General features: G+C 66.6%; 20 protein-coding genes. 9 read left to right on the top strand and 11 right to left on the bottom strand.

Annotation, left to right across the window (positions count from 1 at the left end):
• Positions 1-342 precede the first annotated feature (342 nt).
• Positions 343-753 (top strand): acyl-CoA thioesterase, encoded by a 411-nt coding sequence (locus CPBF1521_RS19980; protein WP_104584165.1) that lies wholly within the window; start codon positions 343-345, stop codon positions 751-753.
• A gap of 134 nt (positions 754-887) precedes the next feature.
• Here CPBF1521_RS19980 and CPBF1521_RS19975 read toward each other — a convergent pair whose 3' ends face one another.
• The 4 genes from CPBF1521_RS19975 to CPBF1521_RS19960 all read right to left on the bottom strand — a co-directional run bounded on the left by CPBF1521_RS19975 (position 888) and on the right by CPBF1521_RS19960 (position 4806).
• On the bottom strand, positions 888-1403 hold the full coding sequence (locus tag CPBF1521_RS19975; RefSeq protein WP_104584167.1) for a hypothetical protein: 516 nt from the start codon (positions 1401-1403) through the stop codon (positions 888-890).
• 624 nt (positions 1404-2027) lie between these two features.
• On the bottom strand, positions 2028-2972 hold the full coding sequence (gene panE / locus CPBF1521_RS19970) for a 2-dehydropantoate 2-reductase (RefSeq protein ID WP_181901307.1): 945 nt from the start codon (positions 2970-2972) through the stop codon (positions 2028-2030).
• A gap of 5 nt (positions 2973-2977) precedes the next feature.
• Complete coding sequence (locus CPBF1521_RS19965) at positions 2978-3781, bottom strand: ABC transporter permease (protein WP_104584169.1); 804 nt, start codon at positions 3779-3781, stop codon at positions 2978-2980.
• Positions 3778-4806 (bottom strand): ABC transporter ATP-binding protein, encoded by a 1029-nt coding sequence (locus CPBF1521_RS19960; RefSeq protein ID WP_115678038.1) that lies wholly within the window; start codon positions 4804-4806, stop codon positions 3778-3780. The genes CPBF1521_RS19965 and CPBF1521_RS19960 overlap by 4 nt, the downstream gene beginning before the upstream one ends.
• Before the next feature lie 140 nt (positions 4807-4946).
• Between CPBF1521_RS19960 and CPBF1521_RS19955 the strand changes: the two genes are divergently transcribed.
• Positions 4947-5669 (top strand): ferredoxin--NADP reductase, encoded by a 723-nt coding sequence (locus CPBF1521_RS19955; RefSeq protein ID WP_235858490.1) that lies wholly within the window; start codon positions 4947-4949, stop codon positions 5667-5669.
• A gap of 79 nt (positions 5670-5748) precedes the next feature.
• Here CPBF1521_RS19955 and dmeF read toward each other — a convergent pair whose 3' ends face one another.
• Positions 5749-6747: a CDF family Co(II)/Ni(II) efflux transporter DmeF gene (gene dmeF / locus CPBF1521_RS19950; RefSeq protein WP_115678036.1), complete on the bottom strand. Its 999-nt coding sequence runs from the start codon at positions 6745-6747 to the stop codon at positions 5749-5751.
• Between the two features lie 65 nt (positions 6748-6812).
• Between dmeF and CPBF1521_RS19945 the strand changes: the two genes are divergently transcribed.
• Positions 6813-7085 (top strand): metal/formaldehyde-sensitive transcriptional repressor, encoded by a 273-nt coding sequence (locus CPBF1521_RS19945; RefSeq protein ID WP_104584178.1) that lies wholly within the window; start codon positions 6813-6815, stop codon positions 7083-7085.
• A 144-nt stretch (positions 7086-7229) separates the two neighbouring features.
• Here the strand turns inward: CPBF1521_RS19945 and CPBF1521_RS19940 are convergent, their stop codons facing one another.
• The gene (locus CPBF1521_RS19940) at positions 7230-8795 is read right to left on the bottom strand and encodes a GH39 family glycosyl hydrolase (protein WP_104649915.1); all 1566 of its coding nucleotides are present in this window, start codon (positions 8793-8795) and stop codon (positions 7230-7232) included.
• Positions 8796-9125: 330 nt separating this feature from the next.
• Here CPBF1521_RS19940 and CPBF1521_RS19935 point away from each other — a divergent pair, with 330 nt between their 5' ends.
• The 5 genes from CPBF1521_RS19935 to CPBF1521_RS19915 are packed head-to-tail and all read left to right on the top strand — an operon-like array spanning position 9126 to position 13536.
• A complete protein-coding gene (locus CPBF1521_RS19935; RefSeq protein WP_115678035.1) occupies positions 9126-9713 on the top strand; it encodes a hypothetical protein in 588 nt (195 codons plus the stop codon).
• Positions 9710-9910, top strand: a complete 201-nt coding sequence (locus CPBF1521_RS19930; protein ID WP_016903655.1) for a helix-turn-helix transcriptional regulator — start codon at positions 9710-9712, stop codon at positions 9908-9910. Before CPBF1521_RS19935 ends, CPBF1521_RS19930 begins: the two co-directional genes overlap by 4 nt.
• A 59-nt stretch (positions 9911-9969) precedes the next feature.
• A complete protein-coding gene (locus CPBF1521_RS19925; RefSeq protein ID WP_181901306.1) occupies positions 9970-11568 on the top strand; it encodes an alpha/beta hydrolase in 1599 nt (532 codons plus the stop codon).
• A 31-nt stretch (positions 11569-11599) separates the two neighbouring features.
• A complete protein-coding gene (locus tag CPBF1521_RS19920) occupies positions 11600-12346 on the top strand; it encodes an ABC transporter ATP-binding protein (RefSeq protein WP_104584186.1) in 747 nt (248 codons plus the stop codon).
• Positions 12343-13536: an ABC transporter permease gene (locus CPBF1521_RS19915; protein ID WP_115678033.1), complete on the top strand. Its 1194-nt coding sequence runs from the start codon at positions 12343-12345 to the stop codon at positions 13534-13536. Before CPBF1521_RS19920 ends, CPBF1521_RS19915 begins: the two co-directional genes overlap by 4 nt.
• Before the next feature lie 491 nt (positions 13537-14027).
• On the opposite strand, the gene CPBF1521_RS19910 is transcribed toward CPBF1521_RS19915, so the two are convergent.
• From CPBF1521_RS19910 to CPBF1521_RS19890, 5 genes are all read right to left on the bottom strand, one after another.
• Positions 14028-15029: an energy transducer TonB gene (locus CPBF1521_RS19910; RefSeq protein WP_115678032.1), complete on the bottom strand. Its 1002-nt coding sequence runs from the start codon at positions 15027-15029 to the stop codon at positions 14028-14030.
• A 134-nt stretch (positions 15030-15163) separates the two neighbouring features.
• Complete coding sequence (locus CPBF1521_RS19905) at positions 15164-16726, bottom strand: tryptophan halogenase family protein (RefSeq protein ID WP_115678031.1); 1563 nt, start codon at positions 16724-16726, stop codon at positions 15164-15166.
• Positions 16727-16738: 12 nt separating this feature from the next.
• The gene (locus CPBF1521_RS19900; protein WP_115678030.1) at positions 16739-17752 is read right to left on the bottom strand and encodes a cupin-like domain-containing protein; all 1014 of its coding nucleotides are present in this window, start codon (positions 17750-17752) and stop codon (positions 16739-16741) included.
• A complete protein-coding gene (locus tag CPBF1521_RS19895; RefSeq protein ID WP_181901309.1) occupies positions 17742-18443 on the bottom strand; it encodes a SapC family protein in 702 nt (233 codons plus the stop codon). The genes CPBF1521_RS19900 and CPBF1521_RS19895 overlap by 11 nt, the downstream gene beginning before the upstream one ends.
• Before the next feature lie 178 nt (positions 18444-18621).
• Positions 18622-21636, bottom strand: coding sequence for a TonB-dependent receptor (locus tag CPBF1521_RS19890; protein WP_115678029.1), 3015 nt, complete (start codon positions 21634-21636; stop codon positions 18622-18624).
• Positions 21637-21889: 253 nt separating this feature from the next.
• On the opposite strand from CPBF1521_RS19890, the gene CPBF1521_RS19885 reads away from it, so the two are divergent.
• Positions 21890-22579 (top strand): glutathione binding-like protein, encoded by a 690-nt coding sequence (locus CPBF1521_RS19885; RefSeq protein ID WP_115678028.1) that lies wholly within the window; start codon positions 21890-21892, stop codon positions 22577-22579.
• The last annotated feature ends 101 nt before the right edge of the window (positions 22580-22680 follow it).

Genomic DNA, 22680 nt, shown 5'->3' with positions numbered 1-22680 from the left:
TGGCACGGGCGCCTGCGGGTTGCCACGTCATGCATCAAGGATAATCGCTGCGCGCTGCCAAGCGATCGCGGTGCTCTTGTAGGAGCGGCCCGGGCCGCGACCGCCGTCGTGACGAACCTATCGGGCACGCGGCAATGCATGCGATAGCCACGCAGGCGATTGGCCATCAGCCGACCCTCCCAAAGCGGCAATGCGCAAGCGCGGTGTCCGCCTCGGTACGATGGTTGGCAACGGCGGCTGCGCTGCGTTCCGGCGTACGCCGCTGCGGCTGACCGCCTATCCTGTCTGTGTCAGGCTGCTGCAATCGCCTTGGCACGCAGCGCCTCTCCACTGGAACCCCTCATGTCAGACAGCTTGCAGACCCAGCCACCGATCGAAGCCCGCATGGCCGAGATCGTGTTCCCCAACCACACCAACCATATGGGCACGCTGTTCGGCGGGCAGGCGCTGGCGTGGATGGACAAGGCCGCATTCCTGGCCGCATCGCGCTACGCCCGGCGTGCGGTGGTGACCGCACGCTCGGACCAGGTGGATTTCAAGCTGCCGATCCGCCAGGGCCAGATGGTGGAAACCATCGCGCGGGTGGTGTCGGTGGGGCGCAGTTCGATCAAGGTGGAAGTGGAACTGATCGCCGAGGACCTGCTCAGCGGCGTGCGCGAGCTGTGCACCCGCGGCCACTTCGTGATGATCGCGCTCGGCGACGACGGCAAGCCGACCTCGGTGCCGGCACTCCCGATGACGGACAAGGGCTGAGGCTGCAACCAGCGCTGTTCTCGTCGCCGGTGCAGCCGGCCAGGCACCTGTCCTGCGCGCATGGCAGGGCGCACCGGGTGCACATGCGCACCCCGCAAGATGCGCCTGCGTAACCGGCAGCCGCGTGCGCTTGCCTATTCCTCGACCTCGCGGTCTTCGCGCTTGGTTTCTGCCATCGCCTCGGGTTCCAGCTCTTCGGCGCTGCGATTGAGCTTGACGAACACGCCCCAGGCAATCAGCAGCAATGCCGCACACGAGCCAACCGCCGCGGCATATGGCAGCTTGGCCGGATCGGCGTGCATCAGCTCGAAGATCGACACCAGGGTTTCGATCGCCAGTGCGATCACGATCACCACGAAAAAGCGCGACAGATAGCGGCGCACGCGTGTCGGCCCGCTGACCTTGACGTCGCGCAGGATCTCTTCCTCGAAGATCGTCTGGCCCAGCTCCAGCGTCACCAATGCCACCGTGAGCAGACCGACGGCTTCCAGCACCACGTTGAAGCGGTCGCGCACCACCATGTCGCCGCCGGGGGTGAAGCCATGCCACAACTCCAGCCCGGCCATCGTCACCAGGCCCGCCGCGCACAGCACGAAGAACGCCAGGATCACGAAGTGACCGGCACGGAACAGATGGCTGAGCAGCTTCATGATGACGACGGCGAGGGAGGGCTGCAGAGCATCGTGTGCGTGGCGTCGTGACGGCGCGAAGGCTGCGCCGTCCGGCACGCCCTCATCCGGCGCTTCGCGCCACCTTCTCCCGCAGGCGGGAGAAGGATTTGTGGGGAGCAAACGGCGGGGTGGCGAGGAGGTCGCTGTGGTATTGCGAGGGCTGCACCGACCGGCGCGCCCTCATCCGGCGCTTTGCGCCACCTTCTCCCGCAGGCAAGAGAAGGATCTGCGGTGAGCAGGCGGCGGGGTGGCGAGGAGGTCGCTGTGGCGGTGTGAGGCTGCACCGACCCGGCGCGCCCTCATCCGGCGCTTTGCGCCACCTTCTCCCGCGGGCGGGAGAAGGGAAGGGATCTGCGGGAGTAAGCGGTGGGGGCGAGGAGGTCGCTGTGGTGGTGCGAGGGCTGCCCCGACCCTGCGCCCTCATCCGGCGCTTTGCGCCACCTTCTCCCGCAGGCGGGAGAAGGATTTGCCGCGGCTAAGCGGCGTAGGGACGACGCAGGCCGCTCGTCCAGTCATGCAGCGGGGCTGCCACTGCCTTCTCCCGCTTGCGGGGGAAGGTGCCCGAAGGGCGGATGGGGGCGACGCGTACGCCCGCCATGCCCATCAGCTATGCCGCAACACCTGATACGCCTGCAGATGCACATTGGCCGCCATCAGCAGCGGCGCGTTGCGCCCTGTCTCGCGCACCCGTTTCAACATGTCGCCGATGATCTGCGCCGCTTCCACGTCCTGGCCGGCTTCCAGATCGCGCAGCATCGAGGCCTTCAATGGCGAATCCACCTGCAACAGCGTCTGCAGCGCCTTGGCGCGCGCGCTTTCCGGAATCGGCTGGCCGGCCGCATCGGCGGCCCACAGGCATTCGTTGTACACGCCGTTGATCAACGCGCGGCCGTCGTCGGTGGCGACGATCGCCCCGACCGGCGCACGCATCAGGCAGGTGGCAGCGGCCAGCGCGGTGAGGAAGCTGTACTTGATCCACTGCTCCTGCGCGATCTGCGCGCTGGCCACATGATCGATGCCGGCCTGCGTGCAGGCTGCCGCAAATGCCTGCACGCGCGTCGACTCCGCGCTGCCATCGCGCTCGCCGAAGGTCATCGCCGCCGGCTTGCCCAGGTGCAGGATCTCGCCCTGCGCGCCCTTGGTGGCGCTGATGAAGCACAGCCCGCCCAGCACGCGTGCCGCACCGAAACGCTCGTCCAGCGCGGCGTAATGGCGCAGGCCGTTGAGGATCGGCAGCACCGTGGTGTGCTCGCCCACCGCCGGCGCAATCGCCTCGACCGCGCTGTCCAGGTCGTAGGCCTTGCAGCTGAGGATCACCAGGTCGAACGGCCGCTGCGCCACCAGCGCCGGCAGATCCTGCGCGGTGACATGCGCCACCGGGAGCTCCGCATCGCCCAGCGGACTGCGAATGCGCAGGCCATCGGCCTGCAGCTGCGCCGCGCGCGCATCGCGCACCAGGAAGGTGACATCGACCCCGGCCTGCGCCAGACGCCCGCCGAAATAGCCGCCGGTACCGCCGGCGCCGAGGATCAAGATACGCATCGCCATCGTCATCAGCTCCGCAAGCCCACGCCACGGCGCAGCAGCCACAGCGCCAGCGCGCTGAGCACCGCGACAAAGCCCAGCATCAGTGCGTAGGCGACCCAGATCGGCACGTCCGAGCTGCCGAGCAGGCCATAGCGGAACGCGTTGACCATGTAGAAGATCGGGTTGGCGTGGGTGGCCGCTTCGGCCCAGGGCGGCAGCAGCTTCACCGAATAGAACACGCCGCCCAGATAGGTCAGTGGGGTCAGGATGAAGGTCGGCACGATCGCCACGTCGTCGAACTTCTTGGCGTACACCGCATTGACGAAGCCGGCCAGCGAAAAGATGGTCGCGCCCAGCAACACGGTGGTCAGGGTCACAAGCGGATGCGGGATGCGCACCGGGGTGAAGAACATCGCGATGATCAGCACCAGCGCGCCGACCATCACCCCGCGCAGCACCGCGCCGGAGACATAACCCCACAGGATCACCCAGTTGGGCATCGGGCTGACCAGCAGCTCTTCCACATGCCGGCCGAACTTGGCGCCGAAGAAGCTGGAGGAGATGTTGCCGTAGCTGTTCTGGATCACGCTCATCATCACCAGGCCCGGCACGATGAACTGCATGTACGTGTAGCCGCCCATGTCGCCCACGCGCGAGCCGATCAGCCCGCCGAAGATCAAGAAGTACAGCGTCATGGTGATGGCCGGCGGCACCAGGGTCTGGCCCCAAATGCGCAGGATGCGCTGCACTTCGCGGCGCACGATGGTGCCCAGCGCAATCCAGTTGCGGCGCGCGTTGGTGGGTTCGGTCACGGTGTGGATCTCGTTCATGGCTGGCCTCCGCTGCGCGGCTGCGCTGGCGGCGTGCCGTGGGGCACGACAGGCGTGGATGCGGCGGCGGCGGCATCGGCCGGTGCCGGGGCGTCGCCGGTCAGGCGCACGAACAGCTCTTCCAGCCGATTGCTCTTGGTGCGCATCGAACGCACCCGGATGCCGGCACTGCCGAGCGTGGCGAACACGCGGTTGAGGTCCATCGCGCGCGGCATGTCCAGGTCCAGCGTGTGGCCGTCGATGGCGGTGAGCGTGGTGCCTTCGATCACCGGCAGTTCGGCCGGCAGGTCGCCGTCGATATCGAACAGGAAGCCCTCCACGTCGAGCTTGGCCAGCAGCTCGCGCATCGGGCCCTGGGTGACGATCTGGCCGTGGTTGATGATGGCCAGGTTGCGGCACAGGTGCTCGGCTTCTTCCAGGTAGTGCGTGGTCAGGATGATGGTGGTGCCGGCGGCGTTGATCTCCTTGAGCACGCGCCACATGTCGCGGCGGATCTCGATGTCCACGCCGGCGGTGGGCTCGTCCAGGATCAGCAGGCGCGGCTGGGTCATCATGGCGCGGGCGATCATCAGCCGGCGCTTCATGCCGCCGGACAGCGTGCGGCTCATCACCTGGGCCTTTTCCCACAGGTGCGAGCGGCGCAGCTCCGCTTCGGCCAGCGCGGCAGCCTGCTCGCGCGGCATGCCGTAGAAACCGGCGTAGTTGACCAGGATGTCGAAGGGCTTTTCGAACAGGTTGAAGTTGACCTCCTGCGGGACCAGGCCGATCAGGCGCATCGCATCGCTGCGCTGGCCGACCAGGTCGGTGCCGAACACTTCCACCTGGCCGGCGGACAGGTTCACCAGCGAGCTGATGATGCCGATCAGGGTGGATTTGCCGGCGCCGTTGGGGCCGAGCAGGGCGAAGAAGTCGCCTGGCGCCACGTCCAGCGACACGCCCTTGAGCGCCTGGGTGCCGTTGTCGTAGGTCTTGCGCAGATCGCACACACGCAGCGCGGGTGCGGTGATCGGAGATGGGGAATTCAAGATGTTCCTTCGCGTCAGCGTGACGGCGCAGCGAGTTACAGGCCGTTATTATAGAAGCCCGCGGGGGCAAGCCCCGATCACAGACTGTCCTAAATACGTTCGTGCCCGTTCAATTCCCCCTCAAGCTTGTCGACCGGCGCATGATCGCGCCCACCGTGGCCCACTGCCAGTTCCTGCGTGACGACGGGCAGCCGCTGGATTTCCAGCCCGGGCAGTTCATCCAGATCCATTTCACTGCCGCCGACGGCACGCCGACCAAGCGCAGCTATTCGCTGGCGACCATCCACGACCATGCGTTCGGACCGGGCGAGGCGGTGGATATCGCGGTGAGCTTCGTGCCCGGCGGCTCGGCCACCGCGCTGTTCGAAGGCCTGCAGATCGGCGACCAGTTGCAAGCCAGCGGTCCCTATGGACGTTTCTGCCTGCCGCCGGGCGACCACAACCGGCGCTATGTGCTGATCGCCACCGGCACCGGCGTCACCCCGTACCGCTCGATGCTGCCGCTGCTGGCCGAGGCGATCGCCACCCGCGGCGTGCAGGTGCTGCTGCTGCAGGGCGCGCGTACGCCGGCCGAGCTGCTGTACGGCGACGACTTCCGCGCGTTTGCCGATGCGCACCCGCAGTTCCGCTATATGCCGTGTTTTTCGCGCGAGCTGCCGGAACAGCCGCATGCCGATGTGCGGCACGGGTACGTGCAGCAGCAGCTGGCCGAATGCGCGCCCGATGCGCAGGGCGATATCGCCTACCTGTGCGGCAACCCGGACATGGTGGACAGCTGCATCGACGCCCTGAAGGCAGCCGGCCTGCCGAACGCGCAGATCCGCCGCGAGAAGTACGTCAGCCCGGCACCGGCAAAGACCTGAGGCTTCCCGCGCGAGGCCGGCGCAGACCCGGTTGCCCCGGCGATGGCAAGGCCCGCCCACAGCTGGCGCTGCCGGGCCGCTAGGCCGCCGCCAGCGCCGCCCGCGGGCGACGCAACTCGACGGTGATGTGCACCAGTTCTTCGTGGATCTGCAAGGCGGCGCGCACCAGGTCCGCATCGATGTCGGCCGCAGTGACCAGGCTGACCACGCAGGCATAACGATCGCTGCCCACGCGCCAGACATGCAGGTCGCCGATGGCGATGGCATGCGGCAGCCCGGCGATGACCTGCTTCACTTCCGCCACCACCGGCGCATCCATCTCCGCATCCAGCAGCACCCGGCCGGTACTGCGCAGCAGCCCCCACGCCCACACGGTGACCAGCACCGCGCCGACGATGCCCATGATCGGATCCAGCCACCTCACGCCCCAGTACATGCCGGCGAGCAGCGCGACGATCGCCAGGACCGAGGTCGCGGCATCGGCCACCACGTGCAGATACGCGGCGCGCAGATTGAGATCGGCATGCCCATCGTGGTGATGACCATGACCATGACCATGACCATGACCATGACCGTCATGCGCGTGGTCGTGCCCGTGGTGGTGGCCATGCGCATGGCCATGCGAGTCGCGCAACCACCAGGCGCAGATCAGGTTGACCAGCAGGCCGATGACGGCGATGACGGTGGCTTCCTGGTACTGGATGGGCCTGGGCGAAAACAGCCGTTCCACCGACTGGAACGCCATCAGGCCGGCCACGCCCAGCAGCAGCATTGCGCTGGTGTAGCCGCCGAGCACTTCGACCTTCCAGGTGCCGAAGCTGAAGCGCAGGTCGCCTGCATTGCGCCGCGCGAAGCGGTAGGCGAACAGCGCCAGGCCCAGCGCCAGCGCGTGCGAGCTCATATGCCAGCCATCGGCGAGCAGGGCCATGGAGTTGAGCGTCCAGCCGCCGACGATCTCCGCCACCATCATCACCACGGTCAGAATGACCGCCTTGCGGGTGCTGCGCTCGGCCAGCGGGTTGGCGCTGGCGAAGGTGTGCGACTGCGCGCAGTGCGGCGCGGCATGCATGATCGACATCGGGAGAGGCCCTGGCTACGATACCCCCCTATGGTATCTCAGGTACCCCCAGGGGGTATATGGCAATGGCGCATCTGAATCAGGACAAATCCAAGCTGCTCGCCCGCGTGCGCAGGATCCGTGGACAAGTGGAGGGGCTGGAGAAGGCCCTGGCGCAGGACGTGGACTGCACGGCGTTATTGACGCAGGTGGCGGCGTTTCGTGGCGCTGCGCAGGGCTTGATGGTGGAGTTGCTCAGCGAGCACTTGAAGCATCACGTCGCCGCGCCCGACGCGCTGAGCGAGCGCGAGCTGGCGGTCGACGACATCGCCGCCATTCTCAGGACGTATCTGAAGTAGGCGCGGCCATCGGAAGAAGCACCGCGTTCGCCGCCAGGCGGATGCGGCCGGCGCCAGGACCCGGCACGTGCCATGCGCGCACTGCGGTTCCTGCGCGCCGTCCGCCCTCGCCCGCGTGCACGGGGGCAAGAGCTTGCCGTGCACTCAGCGCGCCGAAGGCTCCAAGGTCATCAGCACCACGTCGTTGCTGCGCATCGGCACGCGGATCTCCACCACGCCATCGGCACCGACACGCACGCGCCGGTCCTGTTCGGGCGTATCGCGCGTGGCCTGCTGCAGCTGCGCCAGCTGCCGCGGTGCCAGGTCCTTGGGCATGCCCATGTCGATGTACAGTGACAGCGGGTCGTTGCGCCGGTAGCCGGTCTTGCGCACCTGCAGCCGGTAGTTGCCGGCCGGCACCTGCGCCAGCCGGAACACCAGCGCTGCGCTGTCGGTGCTGGGCACCTGTTTGGTATAGAACGGTGTATTGCTCACCGCCTGCACCGGCTGCTGCCAATCCCAGGCCACTGCCGCGATGCGCTGGCCATCCACCGCCGCAAACGCATGCGCATCGCCCAGCGGAATGTCGCGGCCCTTGAGCGCGTGCAGGTACTTGTAGGCGAACCAGGCCGGCTTGCGGATGCCCTCGCGATTCATCAACCCGAAGCCGCCGTGGAAGGGCGTGGGCGGCGGGCCGGGTTCTTCGAACAGATCGGTGTAGGTCCAGTAGCTCATGCCCTGCACCAGGCCTTGCACCTGCTTGAGCTTGGTCAGGATATAGGGCGCGCTGATGTAGCTGTCGTGGACGAAATCGCGCGGCGTGTAGCTGCTGCTCCACTCGGTGAAATACAGCGGCAGATCCGGAAATGGCGAAGCCTGGATCTGCGTGCGCACCCGGCGCACATCGCCGACGATGGCGTCCGGCGATGCCGACAGCTTGACGTCCTGCTTGCCGTCTTCATCGAGAAAGCCGCCGTCCACGCCATAGGTATGCGTGGTGACGAAGTCGATCGGCAGTTTGTTCTTGGCAACATAGGCCAGCAGTTCCGGCACCCAGTCCGCACCGGCGGTGGACGGGCCGCCGACGCGCAGCTGCGGATCGATTGCCTTGATCGTGCGTGCGGTGTTCGCATACAGCTCGAAGTAGGCCTGTTGGTCGGCGTTTTCCCAGAAATCCTTGAGATTGGGCTCGTTCCACACTTCGAAGTACCACTGGCGTACTTCCTCGGCGCCATAGCGCGCCCGGATGTGGCGCACGTATGCATCGATCAGCTGGGTCCACTTGGCCGGGTCCGGATGCGAGGTGTTGCCCTTCCAGTAGAACAGCGTCTGCTCGGAGGTCTTCATCGCGCCGGGCGTAAAGCCCAACTCGACGAACGGGCGGATGCGCTTGGCCAGCAGCGCGTCGTAGAGCTGATCCAGCTTGGTCCAGTCGTACACCAGTTTGCCGTCCACCTCCTTGACGGTGCCGAGCACGTCATGGAATACGTCGTGGAAGCGGATGTAGCGAAACCCCAGCTCCTGCACCGCTGGCACCAGCTGCGCCTGGCTGTCGCTGCGGATCAAGGTGCCGGGAAAGTCCGAGCCGATCGACAGATCGTAGAACCGGTCGACCGGCCCGCCGGCGCTGCCCAGATCCACCTGGATGGTGCGCGGCGCTGGCGCCTGCGCCATGGCAGAGGCCGCCATGCAGCCGCCCAGTGCAATTGCCAACAAGATCTTCAGACGCATTGGCGCTCCCGCCGAGGTTCGATCGGGGGAGCGTAACCCAGCTCGGGTCCCGCGCTGCACGCCGCAAATGCTTGCGTCTGCTTCCTGCGATCGTCGCGCCGCAGCGGGGAAAGGCGCACACGATCGACCATGTAAAGGGTGCTTGACAGCCGGCCATGGCAGGCGCATCTTGCCTGTCAAGTTGACTTGACAGGCGAAGGGAATGCGTCAGCGGCATCGGCAACTGCAATGCAGACCGGCATGGTCGGCGCAGCCCTTGCTGCGCGGCGGAGTCGGAATCCGCAGCGCTGGCCTGCCACTGCCTGCATCGACACTTGCGCGGCACGGCGCATGACCGGCTGCAATCGCAACGCGCTGATGGCGCTCTGCCTGGGTGCGGGCCTGCTTGCCGTGGGGGTGCTCGGGCATTGGCGGCTGCTGCCGCTGGGCGCCTACCTTGCCGGGCTGTGCGTGGGCGGGGGCGTGTCGTGCCTGTTGCTGTCGCTGCTGCTCTGGCTGTCGCGTGGCAGCCTGCGCGACAGCACGCGGCCGGTCCTGGCGCGACGCTATCACCGCGAGTTCGGCGTGCCGATGGGGATGTATGTGGTGGTGATGCTGTTCTGGAACCAGGTGCTTGCCCGCGTGGGTCCGGGCTGGGCGCGCGTGCTGATCGCCTTGTTGCCGGCGGTGCTGGTCGCCCTGGTGATCCGCGCGGTGGCGCGCTACGTGCGTGACTCGGACGAGATGCAGCGACGCATCGAGCTGGAGTCCATCGCCATTGCCGCCGGCCTGCTCAGCAGCGCGTACATGACCGGCGGCTTTCTGCAGGCCGCCAGGCTGATCGACATTCCCGCGACGGTGGCGATGTTGTGGGTGTTTCCGATGTTGTGCGCCATCTACGGCGTAACCAAAAGCATCAACGCACGACGGTTTCAATGAATAGTCGCGTGCGCGAACTGCGCGAGGCCAGTGGCTGGTCGCAAGGCGAGCTGGGCGAGCGGTTGGGTGTGTCGCGGCAGACCATCAATGCACTGGAGACCGGCAAGTACGATCCCAGCCTGCCATTGGCGTTTCGCATCGCGCGCTTGTTCGGGGAATCGATCGAGCACGTCTTTCTTTACGAAGACGGGCAGTAGTCGCGGCGGTCACACCCGACCGGCTGCGGTGTCAGGGGACAGGGATATCAGGAGAGATGGTGAACATGGTCAAGCAACCCACACTGGTGACAGCACTGCTGCTCGCGCTGCTGGCGAGCGGATGTCAGCGGGCGGACCAGCCGGCTGAAAACGCAGCTGGCGCGACCAAGGCTGTGCCGGCCGCGCCCGGCAGCGTGCGGCCGCGTGCTGCAACGGCGCAGACCGGCACCGCCGCCGGCAATCGCTACGGCGCATTGCACTTTGCACCGTGCACGCTGAGTTCCGGCAGCGCGGCCGGCAATATCGAAGCACAGTGCGCCAGCCTGCGGGTGCCGGAAAACCCGGCCGCGCCGACAGGGCGCAGCATCGACCTGAAGATCGCCTGGCTGGAAAGCGATGCTGGCGCGGGCAGCACGCCGGACCCGGTGTTCTTCATCGCCGGTGGGCCGGGGCAATCGGCCACGCAGGTCGCCGCGATCGTGGACATGGGTCTGCATGAAGTCCGCAAGCAGCGCGATATCTTCCTGGTCGACCAGCGCGGGACCGGCGGCTCGCATCCGCTGGAGTGCCGCGATGCCGCTGGCAAGCCGCTCATGCTGGAAAACAGCAGTGCCGCCACCGCCGAGCAACTGACCGATTACGCGCGCCAGTGTGCACAGGGGCTGCGCAATGACGCCGATCCACGCTATTTCACCACCAGTGAGGCCGTTGGCGATCTGGAGGCGGTGCGCGCGGCACTCGGCGTGCAAACGCTCAACCTGATTGGCGGCTCCTACGGTACCCGAGTGGCACAGCACTATGCGGCGCGCTATCCGCAACACACACGCACGCTGGTGATCGATGGCGTGGCGCCGAACGATCTGGTGATCGGCGGCGAATTTGCGCGGACGTTCGAAGATGCGATCGCGTTGCAGGCCAGCCAATGTCGCAAGGAACCCGCCTGCGCCAAGCGCTTTCCGGTGGACACGCGCACGCAGCTGCGGCAGGTGGTGGAGCGCCTGCGGCAGGCGCCGGTTGCAGCGGATTACCGCGATCCGCGCACCGGTGAACTGCACCACGAGCAGGTGACGGCCGATACCGTGGTCGGCCTGGCATTCGGGTTTTCGTATGCGCCGGAAACCGCCTCGTTGCTGCCGCTGGTGCTGGACGAGGCGGCGGCGGGCCGTTACGCCTCGTTGATGGCCTTGGCGCAGATGAGCGCATCGGATATGTCCGACCAGATGAATCGCCCGATGCAGTGGTCGGTGCTGTGCAGCGAGGACGCCGGACGCTATACCCCGCCAGCCGCCAAGGACGGGACCTTGCTGGGGGCGGACGTGGCGCAGATGTTCTTCGCGCCCTGCACGGCCTGGCCGACCAAGCCGGCCCCGGCTGCCGATGCCGCGCCGTTCAAGTCCAACCTGCCGGTGTTGTTGCTGTCGGGCGAGCTGGATCCGGTGACGCCGCCACGCTATGCCGAACGTGTACTGCAGGGCCTGCCCAATGGCCGCCACCTGGTGGCGCCGGGGCAGGGCCATGGCGTCTTTCGCCTCGGCTGCATGCCCAAGGTGCTGGGCCAGTTCCTGCAGACCGCCAATGCCAAGGCACTGGATGCGCAGTGCGTGGCCAGCCTCAACAACGTGCCCGCGTTTACCTCGTTCAACGGATGGGAACCATGAGCCGCACCGACCACGCCACGGAGGCGCACGCATGATCGTCGTCGACAACCTGCACAAAACGTTCAAGACCAAGACCGGGCCGGTGAAGGCGGTCGATGGGGTCAGTTTCAGTGCCGCCGATGGCCAGATCACCGGCCTGCTCGGCCCCAACGGTGCCGGCAAGACCACCACCTTGCGCATGCTCTACACGCTGATGTCGCCCGACCAGGGCAGCGTCACCGTCGATGGCGTGGATGCCACCCGCGACCCGGTGACCGTGCGCCGCGCGCTGGGCGTGTTGCCGGATGCGCGCGGCGTCTACAAGCGGCTGACCGCGCGCGAGAACATCGCCTACTTCGGTGAGCTGCACGGGATGTCGCGCACGCGCATCGCCGAGCGCACGCGCCTGCTGTCGGCGGCGCTGGACATGGACGACATTCTCGATCGCCAGACCGAAGGTTTCAGCCAGGGCCAGCGCACCAAGACCGCGATTGCACGCGCGCTGGTGCACGACCCGCGCAACGTCATCCTCGACGAGCCCACCAACGGGCTGGATGTGATGACCACGCGCGCCATGCGCGGCTTTCTGCAGCAACTGCGGGCCGAGGGCCGCTGCGTGATCTTTTCCAGCCACATCATGCAGGAGGTGGCGGCGCTGTGCGACCGCATCGTCATCGTTGCCAAGGGCACGGTAGTGGCCTGCGGCAGCGCCGACGAACTGCGCGCCGCCACCGGGGAGGACAATCTGGAAGACGCCTTCGTCAAGGCGATCGGCTCGGACGAGGGACTGCACGCATGAGCACCACATCGTTGTTGTCCACGCTGTGGACGGTGCTGCGCAAGGAACTGCGCGACATCGGTCGCGATCGCCGCACGCTGGCACTGGCCTTGCTGCTGTCGCCATTGCTGTATCCGATCCTGATCCTGGGTATGGGGGCACTGAGCGAAAGCCGTGTGCGTACCCAGATCGACAAGCCGTTGGAAATTCCCATGCTCGGCCGCGAGAACGCGCCCAATCTGGTGCGGTTCCTGGCCGCGCAGGGGCTCAACGCGGTCGATGCGCCGGCCGATCTGACCGCCGCAATCCGCAACCAGGATGTGGATGTGGCACTGCGCATCAGCGCCAGCTACGCCGACGACTGGCGCGCCGGGCGCCCGGCATTGGTGGAGGTCATCAAGGACAGCACGCGGCGCGAGGCCGACGTGCCGAGCCTGCGCCTGCAGGCCGCGCTCGGCAGCTATAGCCAGCAGGTCGGTGCACTGCGCCTGCTGGCGCGCGGCATCGATGCGCAGGTGGGCAGGCCGCTGGAAATCGCCGCGCAGGATCTGGCCACCGCCGAAGCCAAGCGCGGGCAGATGATGGCGATGCTGCTGCCGGTGCTGCTGGTGATCACCTCGTTCCTGGGCGGCGCCTCGCTGATCCTGGATGCCACCGCCGGCGAGCGCGAACGCCAGTCGCTGGAACCCCTCTTGGCCACGCCGGCGCCGCGCAGCGCGATCGTCAGCGGCAAGATCGCCGCCGCCTGCGTGATCGGCATGCTGTCGTTGCTGCTGACCTTGCTGGCCTTCAAGGTGAGCGCGCAGCTGTCCACGTCGAACCTGGGCCGCCAGCTCAATGTCGGCGTCGTGCCGATGCTGCAGATGCTGTTCATCCTGGTGCCGATGCTGTTTATCGGCACCTCGCTGCTGACCTATCTGGCCGCCGCCGCCAAGAGCATGAAGGAAGCGCAGGCGCATATGACCTGGCTGTTGCTGCTGCCGATGCTGCCCGGCTATGCGCTGATGGCGTATCCGTTGAAGACGCAGTTGTGGCATTTCGCGGTGCCGTTCCTGGCGCAGAACCAGATGCTGCTCAAGGTGATCCGCCACGAGCAGATCGACGCCCAGACCTGGGCGGTGTATCTGCTGGCGGGCTTCGGCCTGGCCGCGCTGCTGTGGTACGCGGCGGTAAGGCGCTATCACCAGGAACGGCTGGCGATTTCCGGCTGATGCCCTTCTCCTGCCGGGAGACGGTGGCGCACAGCGCCGGAGGACGGTGCAAATTGCCGGTACGAATGCGCGGTGACGCATGTCGATGTCGATGTTGATTGATTGAACGGTTTTGTTGTCTGCGCAGTGCGTGACGTCGATTCGGTCGCCGTACCTCACCCCAACCCCTCTCCCGAGAGGGGCTAGCAGTTCCTTCTCCCCTCGGGAGAAGGTGCCCGAAGGGCGGATGAGGGTACGGATCACCAGCTAACAAAAAGCCCGCATCGCTGCGGGCGTTTTGTTTGGCGCCCGACATCCGCCGGGAGTGCAGTGCATCGATCATCGGCAGCCATGAGCCATGAGCCATGAGCCAACAATCAACCAATCAACCAATCAACCAATCAACCAATCAACCAATCAACGACCAAGCAATCAAGGAATCAACGACCAAGCAATCAACGGACTCACTCACTCAGCCGCATGCAGAACTACCTGATCGCCCAACGCCCCACTCAACCCCCCGGGTTGAACGACAGCGTGCGCCGCGTGGTCACCGGTGCGGCCACCGGTTCGAAACGCCAGCGCTTGACCGCATTGAGCGCTTCGCGGTCGAACACGCGCGGCGGGGTGGCGCGCAGCACGCGCGAGGCGGTGATCGAGCCATCGGTGCCGACGGTGATCTCCACCAGCACTTCGCCGGAGGTGCCGGCGCGCAGCGCTTCGGGTGGGTAACGCGGTGCCGGGGTGCTGATCGGGCGCAGCGACTGCGCGGCCGGTGCAGCTGCGGCAGTTGCCGGCGCCGGGCGCGGGGCCGCCGGGGTCGGCGCGGGCGCCGGAGTCTCGGCCTGACGGCGCGCGGCGGCCTGGCGTTCGGCCTCGGCGCTCTGCTGGCGGGCGGCTTCCTGTTGCGCGGCGATCTGCTGCGCGGCGGCCGCCTCGCGGGTTTGCTGTTCGGCCAGACGCTTCTGCTCGGCCGCCTGCTTGGCCTTGTCCTCGACCAGCTTCTTGGCCTGCTCGGCATCCTGCTCGGAGCGGCTGGCGGCGGTCTTCATGCCGGTGTCCAGGCCGCTTTTCAGGCGCGGCAGTGCCGGTGCCTTCGGGTCCACCTTTTCGATCAGCGCGATCAGGCGCTGCGCCTCGGGGAATTCTTCGCGGCTGATGCCCTGTTCGGCGGCGATCAGCGTGTACGGCAGCAGGTCGGTCAGCGCGCTGTTGACGGTGGCGTCCTGCGGCTGCTTCTCACGCAGGGCCAGGTAGTACTCCACCGCGTTGTCGCCGGCCGGGGCGTACATGCGGTTGTCCTGCAAGGCCTTGGTGGCCGAGGCGCGCAACTGGTCGGCAGCCATCGATTGCACCTGCGGCGACACCGCCGTGGCCGGTGCCGCAGGCGTGGCGCCGGTGGCAGGCGCGGTGGTGGCGGCCTTGTCGTCCTGCCTGGAGCAGGCGGCCAGGCCGACCAACAAAATGACCGGCGCGATCCGGCGTGCCATACGGCCCTGTGTCAGATCCAACATGCGTTCCCCTTACCCCGATTGCAAAAAGATGCTGCGGCGAGCGCCGGCCATTGTTCCCGCAATGGCTGGCAAAGCCGCAATCTAGCATTGCTGAGGCGGTCTAAGCCAAGGGGGGCGCCTGCCGGGCGCGAAATTCATTCCGCCCCGGTGACCAGCGCCGTGTCGGTCGGCAGCCGCGTTGCCGGCTCGGGCAGCGGTGCCGGGCAATAGCGCCGCAGGAAGTCCGCATGCGCCGGCAGCCGCAGCAAGGCAGCATCGACACGCGTGCGGATGGTCTCCAGAAAATGACGGAGCTCGGCATCGCCCATCAGGTCGGCCACCGGGTGATGCTGCTTCGGCGTGATGCCCTGGCCCAGCATCACCTGCACCCAGGAGTTCTCGGCAAACAGCTCGTTGGCCTGATGGAAGACGCGCCCGCTCTGGCGGAACAACTCCACCCGATGGCGCAGCGTGTCGGGGATGTCCATCGCCGCGCAATCGCGCCAGAACGGCGTGTCGCGGCGGTCGGTGGCGTGGTAATGCAGGATCACGAAATCGCGAATATGGGTGATTTCGGCGGCGGCCTGGCGGTTGTATTCGGCGATATCGACATCGTTGATGACCTGCGGAAAGGTCTGCATCAACCGGATGATGCCGCGCTGGATCAGATGGATGTTGGTCGATTCCAACGGCTCCAGAAAGCCGCTGGCCAGCCCCAGCGCCACGCAGTTCTTTTCCCACACCCGATGCCGCTGATTGGGCGTGAAGCGCAGTGCCCGCGGCTGGCTCAGTGCGCGGCCGCTGAGATTGCGCTGCAGGACCTGCGCGGCGCTGTCCTGGTCCATGTAGCGGCTGGAATACACGATGCCGTTGCCGACCCGGTGCTGCAGCGGGATACGCCACATCCAGCCCGCCTGATCGGCACGCGAGCGGGTGTAGGGCACCGGCGCGCCGACCGATTCGGTCTGCACCGCCAGCGCGCTGTCGGCGAACAGCCAGTGCGACCAGTCGTCGGTGCCCACGCCCAGCGTCTTGCCGATCAGCAGGCCGGCAAAGCCGGTGCAATCCAGGAACAGATCGCCTTCCACCCGCATGCCGTTGTCCAGCGTCAGCGCGGTGAGATAGCCGCTGTGCGCATCGGTCTCCACGCTGCCGATGCGGCCTTCGATGCGCTGCACGCCGAAGCCTTCGCTGAAGCGGCGCAGGAAACGCGCATAGAGTCCGGCATCCAGGTGATAGGCGTAATTCATGCCGCCGTTGGGCAGGTGGGCGAAGCGGCCCTCCTGCGCGGCGCGCAGCTCCAGGCAATAGTCGCCGAAGTCGCGCGCCACGCCACGCTGCCGGCCCTTCAACCAGAAATGCTGGAAGCCGGCGCTCCAGTGATCGGTGCCGGTATGGCCGAAGGAATGGATGTAGTGCCGGTCGACATCGCGCCAATGCTCGAAGCCGATGCCGAGCTTGATGGTGGCCTGGGTGGCGGCCATGAACGCGGCCTCGTCGATCTCCAGCAGGCGGTGGAAGGTGACCAGGCTGGGGATGGTGGCTTCGCCCACGCCCACCGTGCCGATCTCGTCCGACTCCACCAGGGTGATCTGCAGGTGCCGGCCCAGCACCTTGGATAACGCGGCGGCGGCCATCCAGCCGGCGGTGCCGCCACCGGCGATGACGACGCGGCGCACCGGGCGCTGTTGTGGATCCGCAGGCGTGGTGTCGGTCATGGCATCAGATCCTCAGCGATTCAGGCGTTGCAGCAAGCGCGCGCGCAGGCTGCGGGCACGGGCCTCGTCCATCGGCGCCAGCACGCCGCGCGCAGACTCGGGCATGTGTGCGGCGGTGTCCGCGTCGGCATCGAACACGTAATGGTCGAACACGTCCTGCCAGATGGCGCGTTGCTCCGCTGGCAGGTCGCGCATGGTGAGCAGCGCCAGCATCAGCGCGTTCATCGGCGAATCCATGTAGGCCGGGCTCTGCCGCCACCAGAAATTCACCAGCACGTTGAACGGCGTCAGCGCCTGGACGTGATGCCACCACATGCTGGGAATGAACAGTGCATCGCCCGGTTCCAGCTCGGCCACCAGCGCGTGTTCCAGCGCCTGCGCATAGCGTGGAAAGCGCTGCAGGTCCGGCGCGGCGATGTCGACCAGGCTGACCGGCTGCCCGGCCGGGGTGAGATCGAGCGGGCCGATATACAGGTTGGCCAGTTGCTGCGGCGGAAACAATGTGAAGCGGCGCCGCCCGGCGACCACGCAGGCCAGGTTGTCGGGCAGGTCCTGGTGGGCGGCGATGCGGGTGCGGTTGCCGATCCAGATGCTGGCCAGCGGCTGCGCCTGTGGCAGGGCGATCGGGTTATGCGCGCGCAGGCCGGGCAAATAGGTGTCCAGTGTGGTGGAGCCGACATAGATCGCCGGTGGCTGCGGGTTGTGCAGATCGCGCAGCAAGGTCTCCAGCACCACGCTCAATGGCACCCGTTCGGGGCGGAAATTGAAGCCACTCATGTCCGCGTTGTAGAAGAAGCGCCCATCGATCTCCGGCGGGCCGACCTGCGCCACCACCGCCTCGCCGCGATCGAAGCCGCGCAGGTAGGCGGCCGCCGCCTGCGCAGAGCTCGCGCCGGCCTGCGCCAGCGGCCAGTCGCGCACCAGCGCGCGCAAGACCAGCGGCGTGGTGGAGCGCAGCATGGCCGGATCCAGCTGCTGCGGGTCCAGCCCGTGTCGCTCTTCGATGGCGCGCGGCTCAACCAGCATGGCGGCGCTGCAGGCGGTCGAGCAGGTGGCGGAACTGCGCGATCGAGGCCACCGCCATGTACAGCGGTTCCAGATCGCCATGCCGGTGCAGATCGAGCAGTGCGGCATCGTCGAGCGCGCGCAGGCGTTCTTCGTGCACGGCGTAGAGCCCGGTCAGACGGCATTCCAGGCCGTTCTGCAGCGTGGCCTCGAACACGAACGGTTCGAGCAGGTCGTAGCCCAGCAAGCGTGCGACGAACGCCTCGCTCGCGGTCAGGCCATCATGCAAGGTGCGCAATACCTGGCTGATGTGGTCGAGAAATTCGGTGGTACCGCCATGTTCGCGAAACAGCACCTCGCCTTCGCTGCGGCTGATGCGCGGGCTGTCCAGGTCCACGTGCACCATCGGTCCGTCCGCCTGCTCGCCGATCAGAAACGGTTGCCGCTGGATCGCCAGCGGCACGTACGGCGCATCCCAGCGCGTACCGTCCAGGAACAGGTTCTCGCCCAGGCGCAGGCCCAGCAACGCCAGCGGCTGAAAACTGCGCTCGCCGCTGCGATGGAACACGATCGGGTATTGCGCCTGGAGTTGGCGGAATTCCTGCGGAAAGGTCGTAGCCGACATCACGTCATCGCCGAAGGCGGCGCCGTGCGCGGTGATCACGCGCAGATCGCGGTGATCGAGGTTGTTCAACAACACGGCATTGGTCATGGGGGCAGGCAGATCACGCGGGGCGCGTGGCCCATGCTTGGACAGTTGCTTCGGCATGGCAAGTCCCGGATGCGACACATCCGGGAAACGCCACGAGAGAGCCGTGCGAAACGCCCCGGCAGACTCACTGCCGGGAGCGCTTAAAAAAAGAACATCACTGCATGACCACAGCGCTGCATCACCAGAACTTGTAACGCACGCCCAGCATGTAGCGCGGGCCGGTCTGGGTGGCGTAGATGATCTGGTTCGGGTGACGGCCGTGCTGGCGCTGCACCTCGTCGGTGAGGTTGATCGCCTCCAGGCTCAGCGACAGGTTCTCGGTCCACTGGTAGCCGATGCTCAGATCCAGCTGGCCATAGGCTTCGGTGTAGACCGGGTTGGGCTGGCCGCTGCCGTCGAAGCGTGCGGCCAGGAACTCGTCGCGCCAGTTGTAGGCCGCACGCACCTGCCACTTGTCCCGATCGTAGAAGCCGACCACGTTGGCCGAATCGCTCAGCCCTTCCAGCGCGAACTGCTCGCCGATCACGTAGTTGTTGTAGGTCAGACCGGAGTCGACCATGGTGTAGTTGGCCGACACGCCGAAGCCGCTGTCGCCGAACATGTGCTGCAGGTTGAATTCCCAGCCGTCCAGCGAGGCCGAGCGCTGGTTGGCCGGCGCAGTGATGGCGAAGTTGGCCACCGGATCGCCCGGCTGCCCGCTGATCACACCGGTGGCATTGCCATTGGAGTCGTCCGTCCCGCGCACCACACCCGGCGCACCGCCGCGGTTGCGGAAGATGTAGTTGCGGATGCAGGTCAGGTCCGCCGAGGCGCAGCCGTTGCCCAGCGCTTCGTTCCAGTACGCACCGCCCACCGGCGTGTTCAGGCCCAGCGAGGCATCGTTGCGCGTGGTCACGCCGATGTAGTTGTCGATGTTCTTGCGGAAGAAGCCCACCGAGGCGTAGCTGGCATCGCTGTAGTACCACTCCAGCGACAGGTCGATGTTGTGCGAGAGCAGCGGCTTGAGGCCGGGATTGCCTTCCTGGCCGGTGCCGCCTTCCAGGCGCGCGATCTGGTTGAGCGTCTGCCCGCCCTGGATATCGCCCCAGCCGGGCCGGCCGATGGTTTCGCCGTAGCTGCCGCGCAGCACCAGATCCTCGGTGAGCTTGAAGCTCAGGTCCAGGCTGGGCAGCCAGTACTCGTACTTGCCGCTGCCGCTGGCAAATGCCGAGTCGGCCAGGCGGATCGGCAACTCGTTATTGGCGACCCAGTCGATGCCCACCGCCACCGGCACCAGCGCCTGTGCGTCCACCTTGGTTTCTTCGTAGCGCACACCGGCGGCCAGGCTGATCGGCACGCGCAGATCGTCCCAGCTGTTGTTCCACTGCAAATAGGCATTCTTGGATTTTTCGGTCACGCGGCGGTCGGTGGTGAACACCGGCGAGGTGCGGTACAGCGCGTCGTCGCCGGCCACCTGCGCGGCGGCCTGGCGGGCGCGTTCGAAGTCGAACAGGAACAGTTGATCGAACTGCGCCGGGTTGCCGCTGCCATCGATCGCATCGAAATACTGCGCGAACGAGCTTGGAATCCACAGATCGTCCGGATAATCGGCCGCGGTGCCGGCACCGCCCCAGGTGTCGCGCTGCACGTTGGAAAATGCCGAGCGGTTCTTGACCTCGGTGCTGCCGATGCCGAACTTCAACTGCGAATAGTTTTCGAAGGTGAAGTCGCCGTTGACCTGCGCCTGGTCGATCTCCGACTTCATGTAGCTGTTGCGGAACGCCGAGCCGGTGACCAGCGTGCGTGACGGATCCAGCCCGGTCAGGCCGAAGCCCAACTGCTGCTGCAACACCGGGAAATCCTTGCTGAAATCCACCACCGAGGTGCCGCGGTAAAAGCCGGACACGCCCAGTGAATTGCTGGAACCGAACGGGCTGTCCGCACCGGCTTCGGCGGTGGAGCGGTGGATGTCGAAGTTGAGCTTGAATTGATCGTTGACCGCCCAATCCACGTTGAAGCCCAGCGACTTGTTCTGGTTGCGCGTGGCCGCATTGGAGCCGGCGGTGGCCAGGTCGCTAGTGGCCGGATTGACGATTTCCGAATAGCTCACCGGTCCTGCCACCGGGCCGTTGGTCCAGGCGCTGGCCGACGGCCCGTAGTTGAACCACACCGACATCTCGTTGCGCTGCTGCTGGATCTTGTTTTCCGAGTAGGTGTAGTCCAACGTGGTGGTGATGTTGTCCAGCGGCTTGTACTGCAGTACCAGCTGGCCGTTGGTGCGCTGGCGCTCCACGCCGACCACGCGGTAGTTGAGGTTCTGCGGCACCGAATAGATGTCATTCGGACCGGGACGGTTGACGATGTTCTCCGAGCCGGACGTACCTGGCTGCGGGATGGTGCCGTAGGCGGTGGAATCGCCACGGAACGAGCGCCAGCCGTTGGGCACGCCGACCTGGCTGTAGCCGAAGTCGCGCTCCTGGTAGCTGCCGCTCAGCGACACGCCAAAGCGTCCATCGGCCGAGGTGTTGCTGAAAATGCCGGAGATTTCCGGTGTCAGTGAGTCGCCCTGCAGACGTCCGGGCAGGTTCTCGTTGGAGCTGTCGTGCACGCCCTTGAGGCCGACATTGGCATGCAGGCCCGGGTTGTCCAGCGGCCGGCTGGTCTTGATGTTGATGGTCGCGCCGATGCCGCCGGTGGGCGTACTGGCACGGCTGGTCTTGAACACCTCGATGCCGGAGATCGACTCCGACGCCAGGTTGGCGAAGTCGAACGCACGCGAATTGGAGGCGTTGGATTCCTCGATGCTGGCGCCCGGCATCTGGCGGCCGTTCAACAGCACCAGGTTGAAGTCCGGGCCGACGCCGCGCACGGTGACGCGCGAGCCTTCGCCCAGCGAGCGGTCGATCGACACGCCGCTGATGCGTTGCAGCGACTCGGCCAGATTGGTATCGGGGAACTTGCCGATGTCCTCGGCCACGATGCCGTCGACGATGCCCTGCGCATCGCGCTTGACGTTCATCGACGAGGTGAGGCTGCCGCGGATACCGGTGACCTGCACCGCATCGAGCGTGGCCGGATCGGCCTGGCTTGCGCCCGGAACGGTGGACGCGGACTGCGGCGGCGGTGCGGTCTGCGCGGCCAGCGGCGTCGACAAGGCAAACAGCAGGGCAGACGTCAGACGCCGCGTGCGCGGCAGGGTGCGTGGCTCTCTCACGATGATTTCTTCCCCAAGTGAAGATAAGCCGGCCCCAGGCGGGACAGGCGAAGGTCGATGAAGCAGTCGTGCATTTGTGAGCGCAGCCTTAACCAAGTCAACTTGCACTGCAGCATCGGCCGCGAGCAATCGCGTCACACATCGTTCCAGTCAGCACCACGGCGAGCGCACGCGCAGGTCGCGGGCTTGGTCGTACCATCGGTCGTCGAGGCGCGCGGCTGCGTGCCACCCCCCTGCCGAACTGGAGCGCACGATGATCGACCTGTACTACTGGCCCACCCCCAACGGCCACAAGGTCACCTTGTTCCTGGAAGAAGCCGGGCTGGACTACACGCTCAGGCCGGTCAACATCGGCAAGGGCGAGCAGTTCGAGCCGGCCTTCCTGCAGATTTCGCCCAACAACAAGATGCCGGCGATCGTCGACCACGCACCGGCCGACGGCGGTCCCGCGCAGAGCGTGTTCGAATCCGGCGCCATCCTGCTGTACCTGGCCGAGAAGACCAGCCGCTTCCTGCCGCGCGATGCGCGTGGCCGCATCGCCGCGCTGGAATGGTTGTTCTGGCAGATGGGCGGGCTGGGGCCGATGAGCGGCCAGATGGGCCACTTCAACGTCTATGCGCCGGAAAAGATTCCCTACGCGATCGAGCGCTACAACACCGAAGTACGTCGCCTGCATGGCGTGCTCGACAAGCGCCTGGCCGCCTCCGCGTTCCTGGCCGGCCCCGAGTACGGCATCGCCGACATGGCCAGCTATCCGTGGATCGAGGTCTACGCCGACATCCGCCCCGATTACGCCGACTTCCCGCATCTCAAGCGCTGGCACGACGCCATCTCCGCGCGTCCGGCCACCCAGCGCGCCTATGCGCTCAAAGAACAGGTCAACCCCAACGCCGGCAAGCCACTGGGCGAGGAAGAACGCAAGCACCTGTTCGGCAAGCGCTGAAGCAAAGCGGCAGGCGCGGCTGCGTAACAGCCCATGCGGCGATAGCGGCGACTGGTGCAACTGCGCAGCAATAACAGCAGGCAGCAACGGCAAGCAGCATC

Source organism: Xanthomonas euroxanthea, from assembly GCF_900476395.1.
GTDB classification, from domain to species: Bacteria; Pseudomonadota; Gammaproteobacteria; order Xanthomonadales; family Xanthomonadaceae; genus Xanthomonas; species Xanthomonas euroxanthea.
Note: the sequence above shows the minus strand (reverse complement) of the source record. Positions and strands in the feature narration are given on the sequence as shown.

Coding starts and splice junctions, on each gene's coding strand:
- CPBF1521_RS19930 (WP_016903655.1), top strand. CDS start 9,710: ATGAATAGTCGCGTGCGCGAACTGCGCGAGGCCAGTGGCTGGTCGCAA.
- CPBF1521_RS19905 (WP_115678031.1), bottom strand. CDS start 16,726: ATGACCGACACCACGCCTGCGGATCCACAACAGCGCCCGGTGCGCCGC.
- CPBF1521_RS19900 (WP_115678030.1), bottom strand. CDS start 17,752: ATGCTGGTTGAGCCGCGCGCCATCGAAGAGCGACACGGGCTGGACCCG.
- panE (WP_181901307.1), bottom strand. CDS start 2,972: ATGGCGATGCGTATCTTGATCCTCGGCGCCGGCGGTACCGGCGGCTAT.
- CPBF1521_RS19945 (WP_104584178.1), top strand. CDS start 6,813: ATGGCGCATCTGAATCAGGACAAATCCAAGCTGCTCGCCCGCGTGCGC.
- CPBF1521_RS19910 (WP_115678032.1), bottom strand. CDS start 15,029: ATGTTGGATCTGACACAGGGCCGTATGGCACGCCGGATCGCGCCGGTC.
- CPBF1521_RS19885 (WP_115678028.1), top strand. CDS start 21,890: ATGATCGACCTGTACTACTGGCCCACCCCCAACGGCCACAAGGTCACC.
- CPBF1521_RS19935 (WP_115678035.1), top strand. CDS start 9,126: ATGACCGGCTGCAATCGCAACGCGCTGATGGCGCTCTGCCTGGGTGCG.
- CPBF1521_RS19975 (WP_104584167.1), bottom strand. CDS start 1,403: ATGAAGCTGCTCAGCCATCTGTTCCGTGCCGGTCACTTCGTGATCCTG.
- CPBF1521_RS19915 (WP_115678033.1), top strand. CDS start 12,343: ATGAGCACCACATCGTTGTTGTCCACGCTGTGGACGGTGCTGCGCAAG.
- CPBF1521_RS19895 (WP_181901309.1), bottom strand. CDS start 18,443: ATGACCAATGCCGTGTTGTTGAACAACCTCGATCACCGCGATCTGCGC.
- CPBF1521_RS19920 (WP_104584186.1), top strand. CDS start 11,600: ATGATCGTCGTCGACAACCTGCACAAAACGTTCAAGACCAAGACCGGG.
- dmeF (WP_115678036.1), bottom strand. CDS start 6,747: ATGTCGATCATGCATGCCGCGCCGCACTGCGCGCAGTCGCACACCTTC.
- CPBF1521_RS19955 (WP_235858490.1), top strand. CDS start 4,947: ATGATCGCGCCCACCGTGGCCCACTGCCAGTTCCTGCGTGACGACGGG.
- CPBF1521_RS19965 (WP_104584169.1), bottom strand. CDS start 3,781: ATGAACGAGATCCACACCGTGACCGAACCCACCAACGCGCGCCGCAAC.
- CPBF1521_RS19940 (WP_104649915.1), bottom strand. CDS start 8,795: ATGCGTCTGAAGATCTTGTTGGCAATTGCACTGGGCGGCTGCATGGCG.
- CPBF1521_RS19980 (WP_104584165.1), top strand. CDS start 343: ATGTCAGACAGCTTGCAGACCCAGCCACCGATCGAAGCCCGCATGGCC.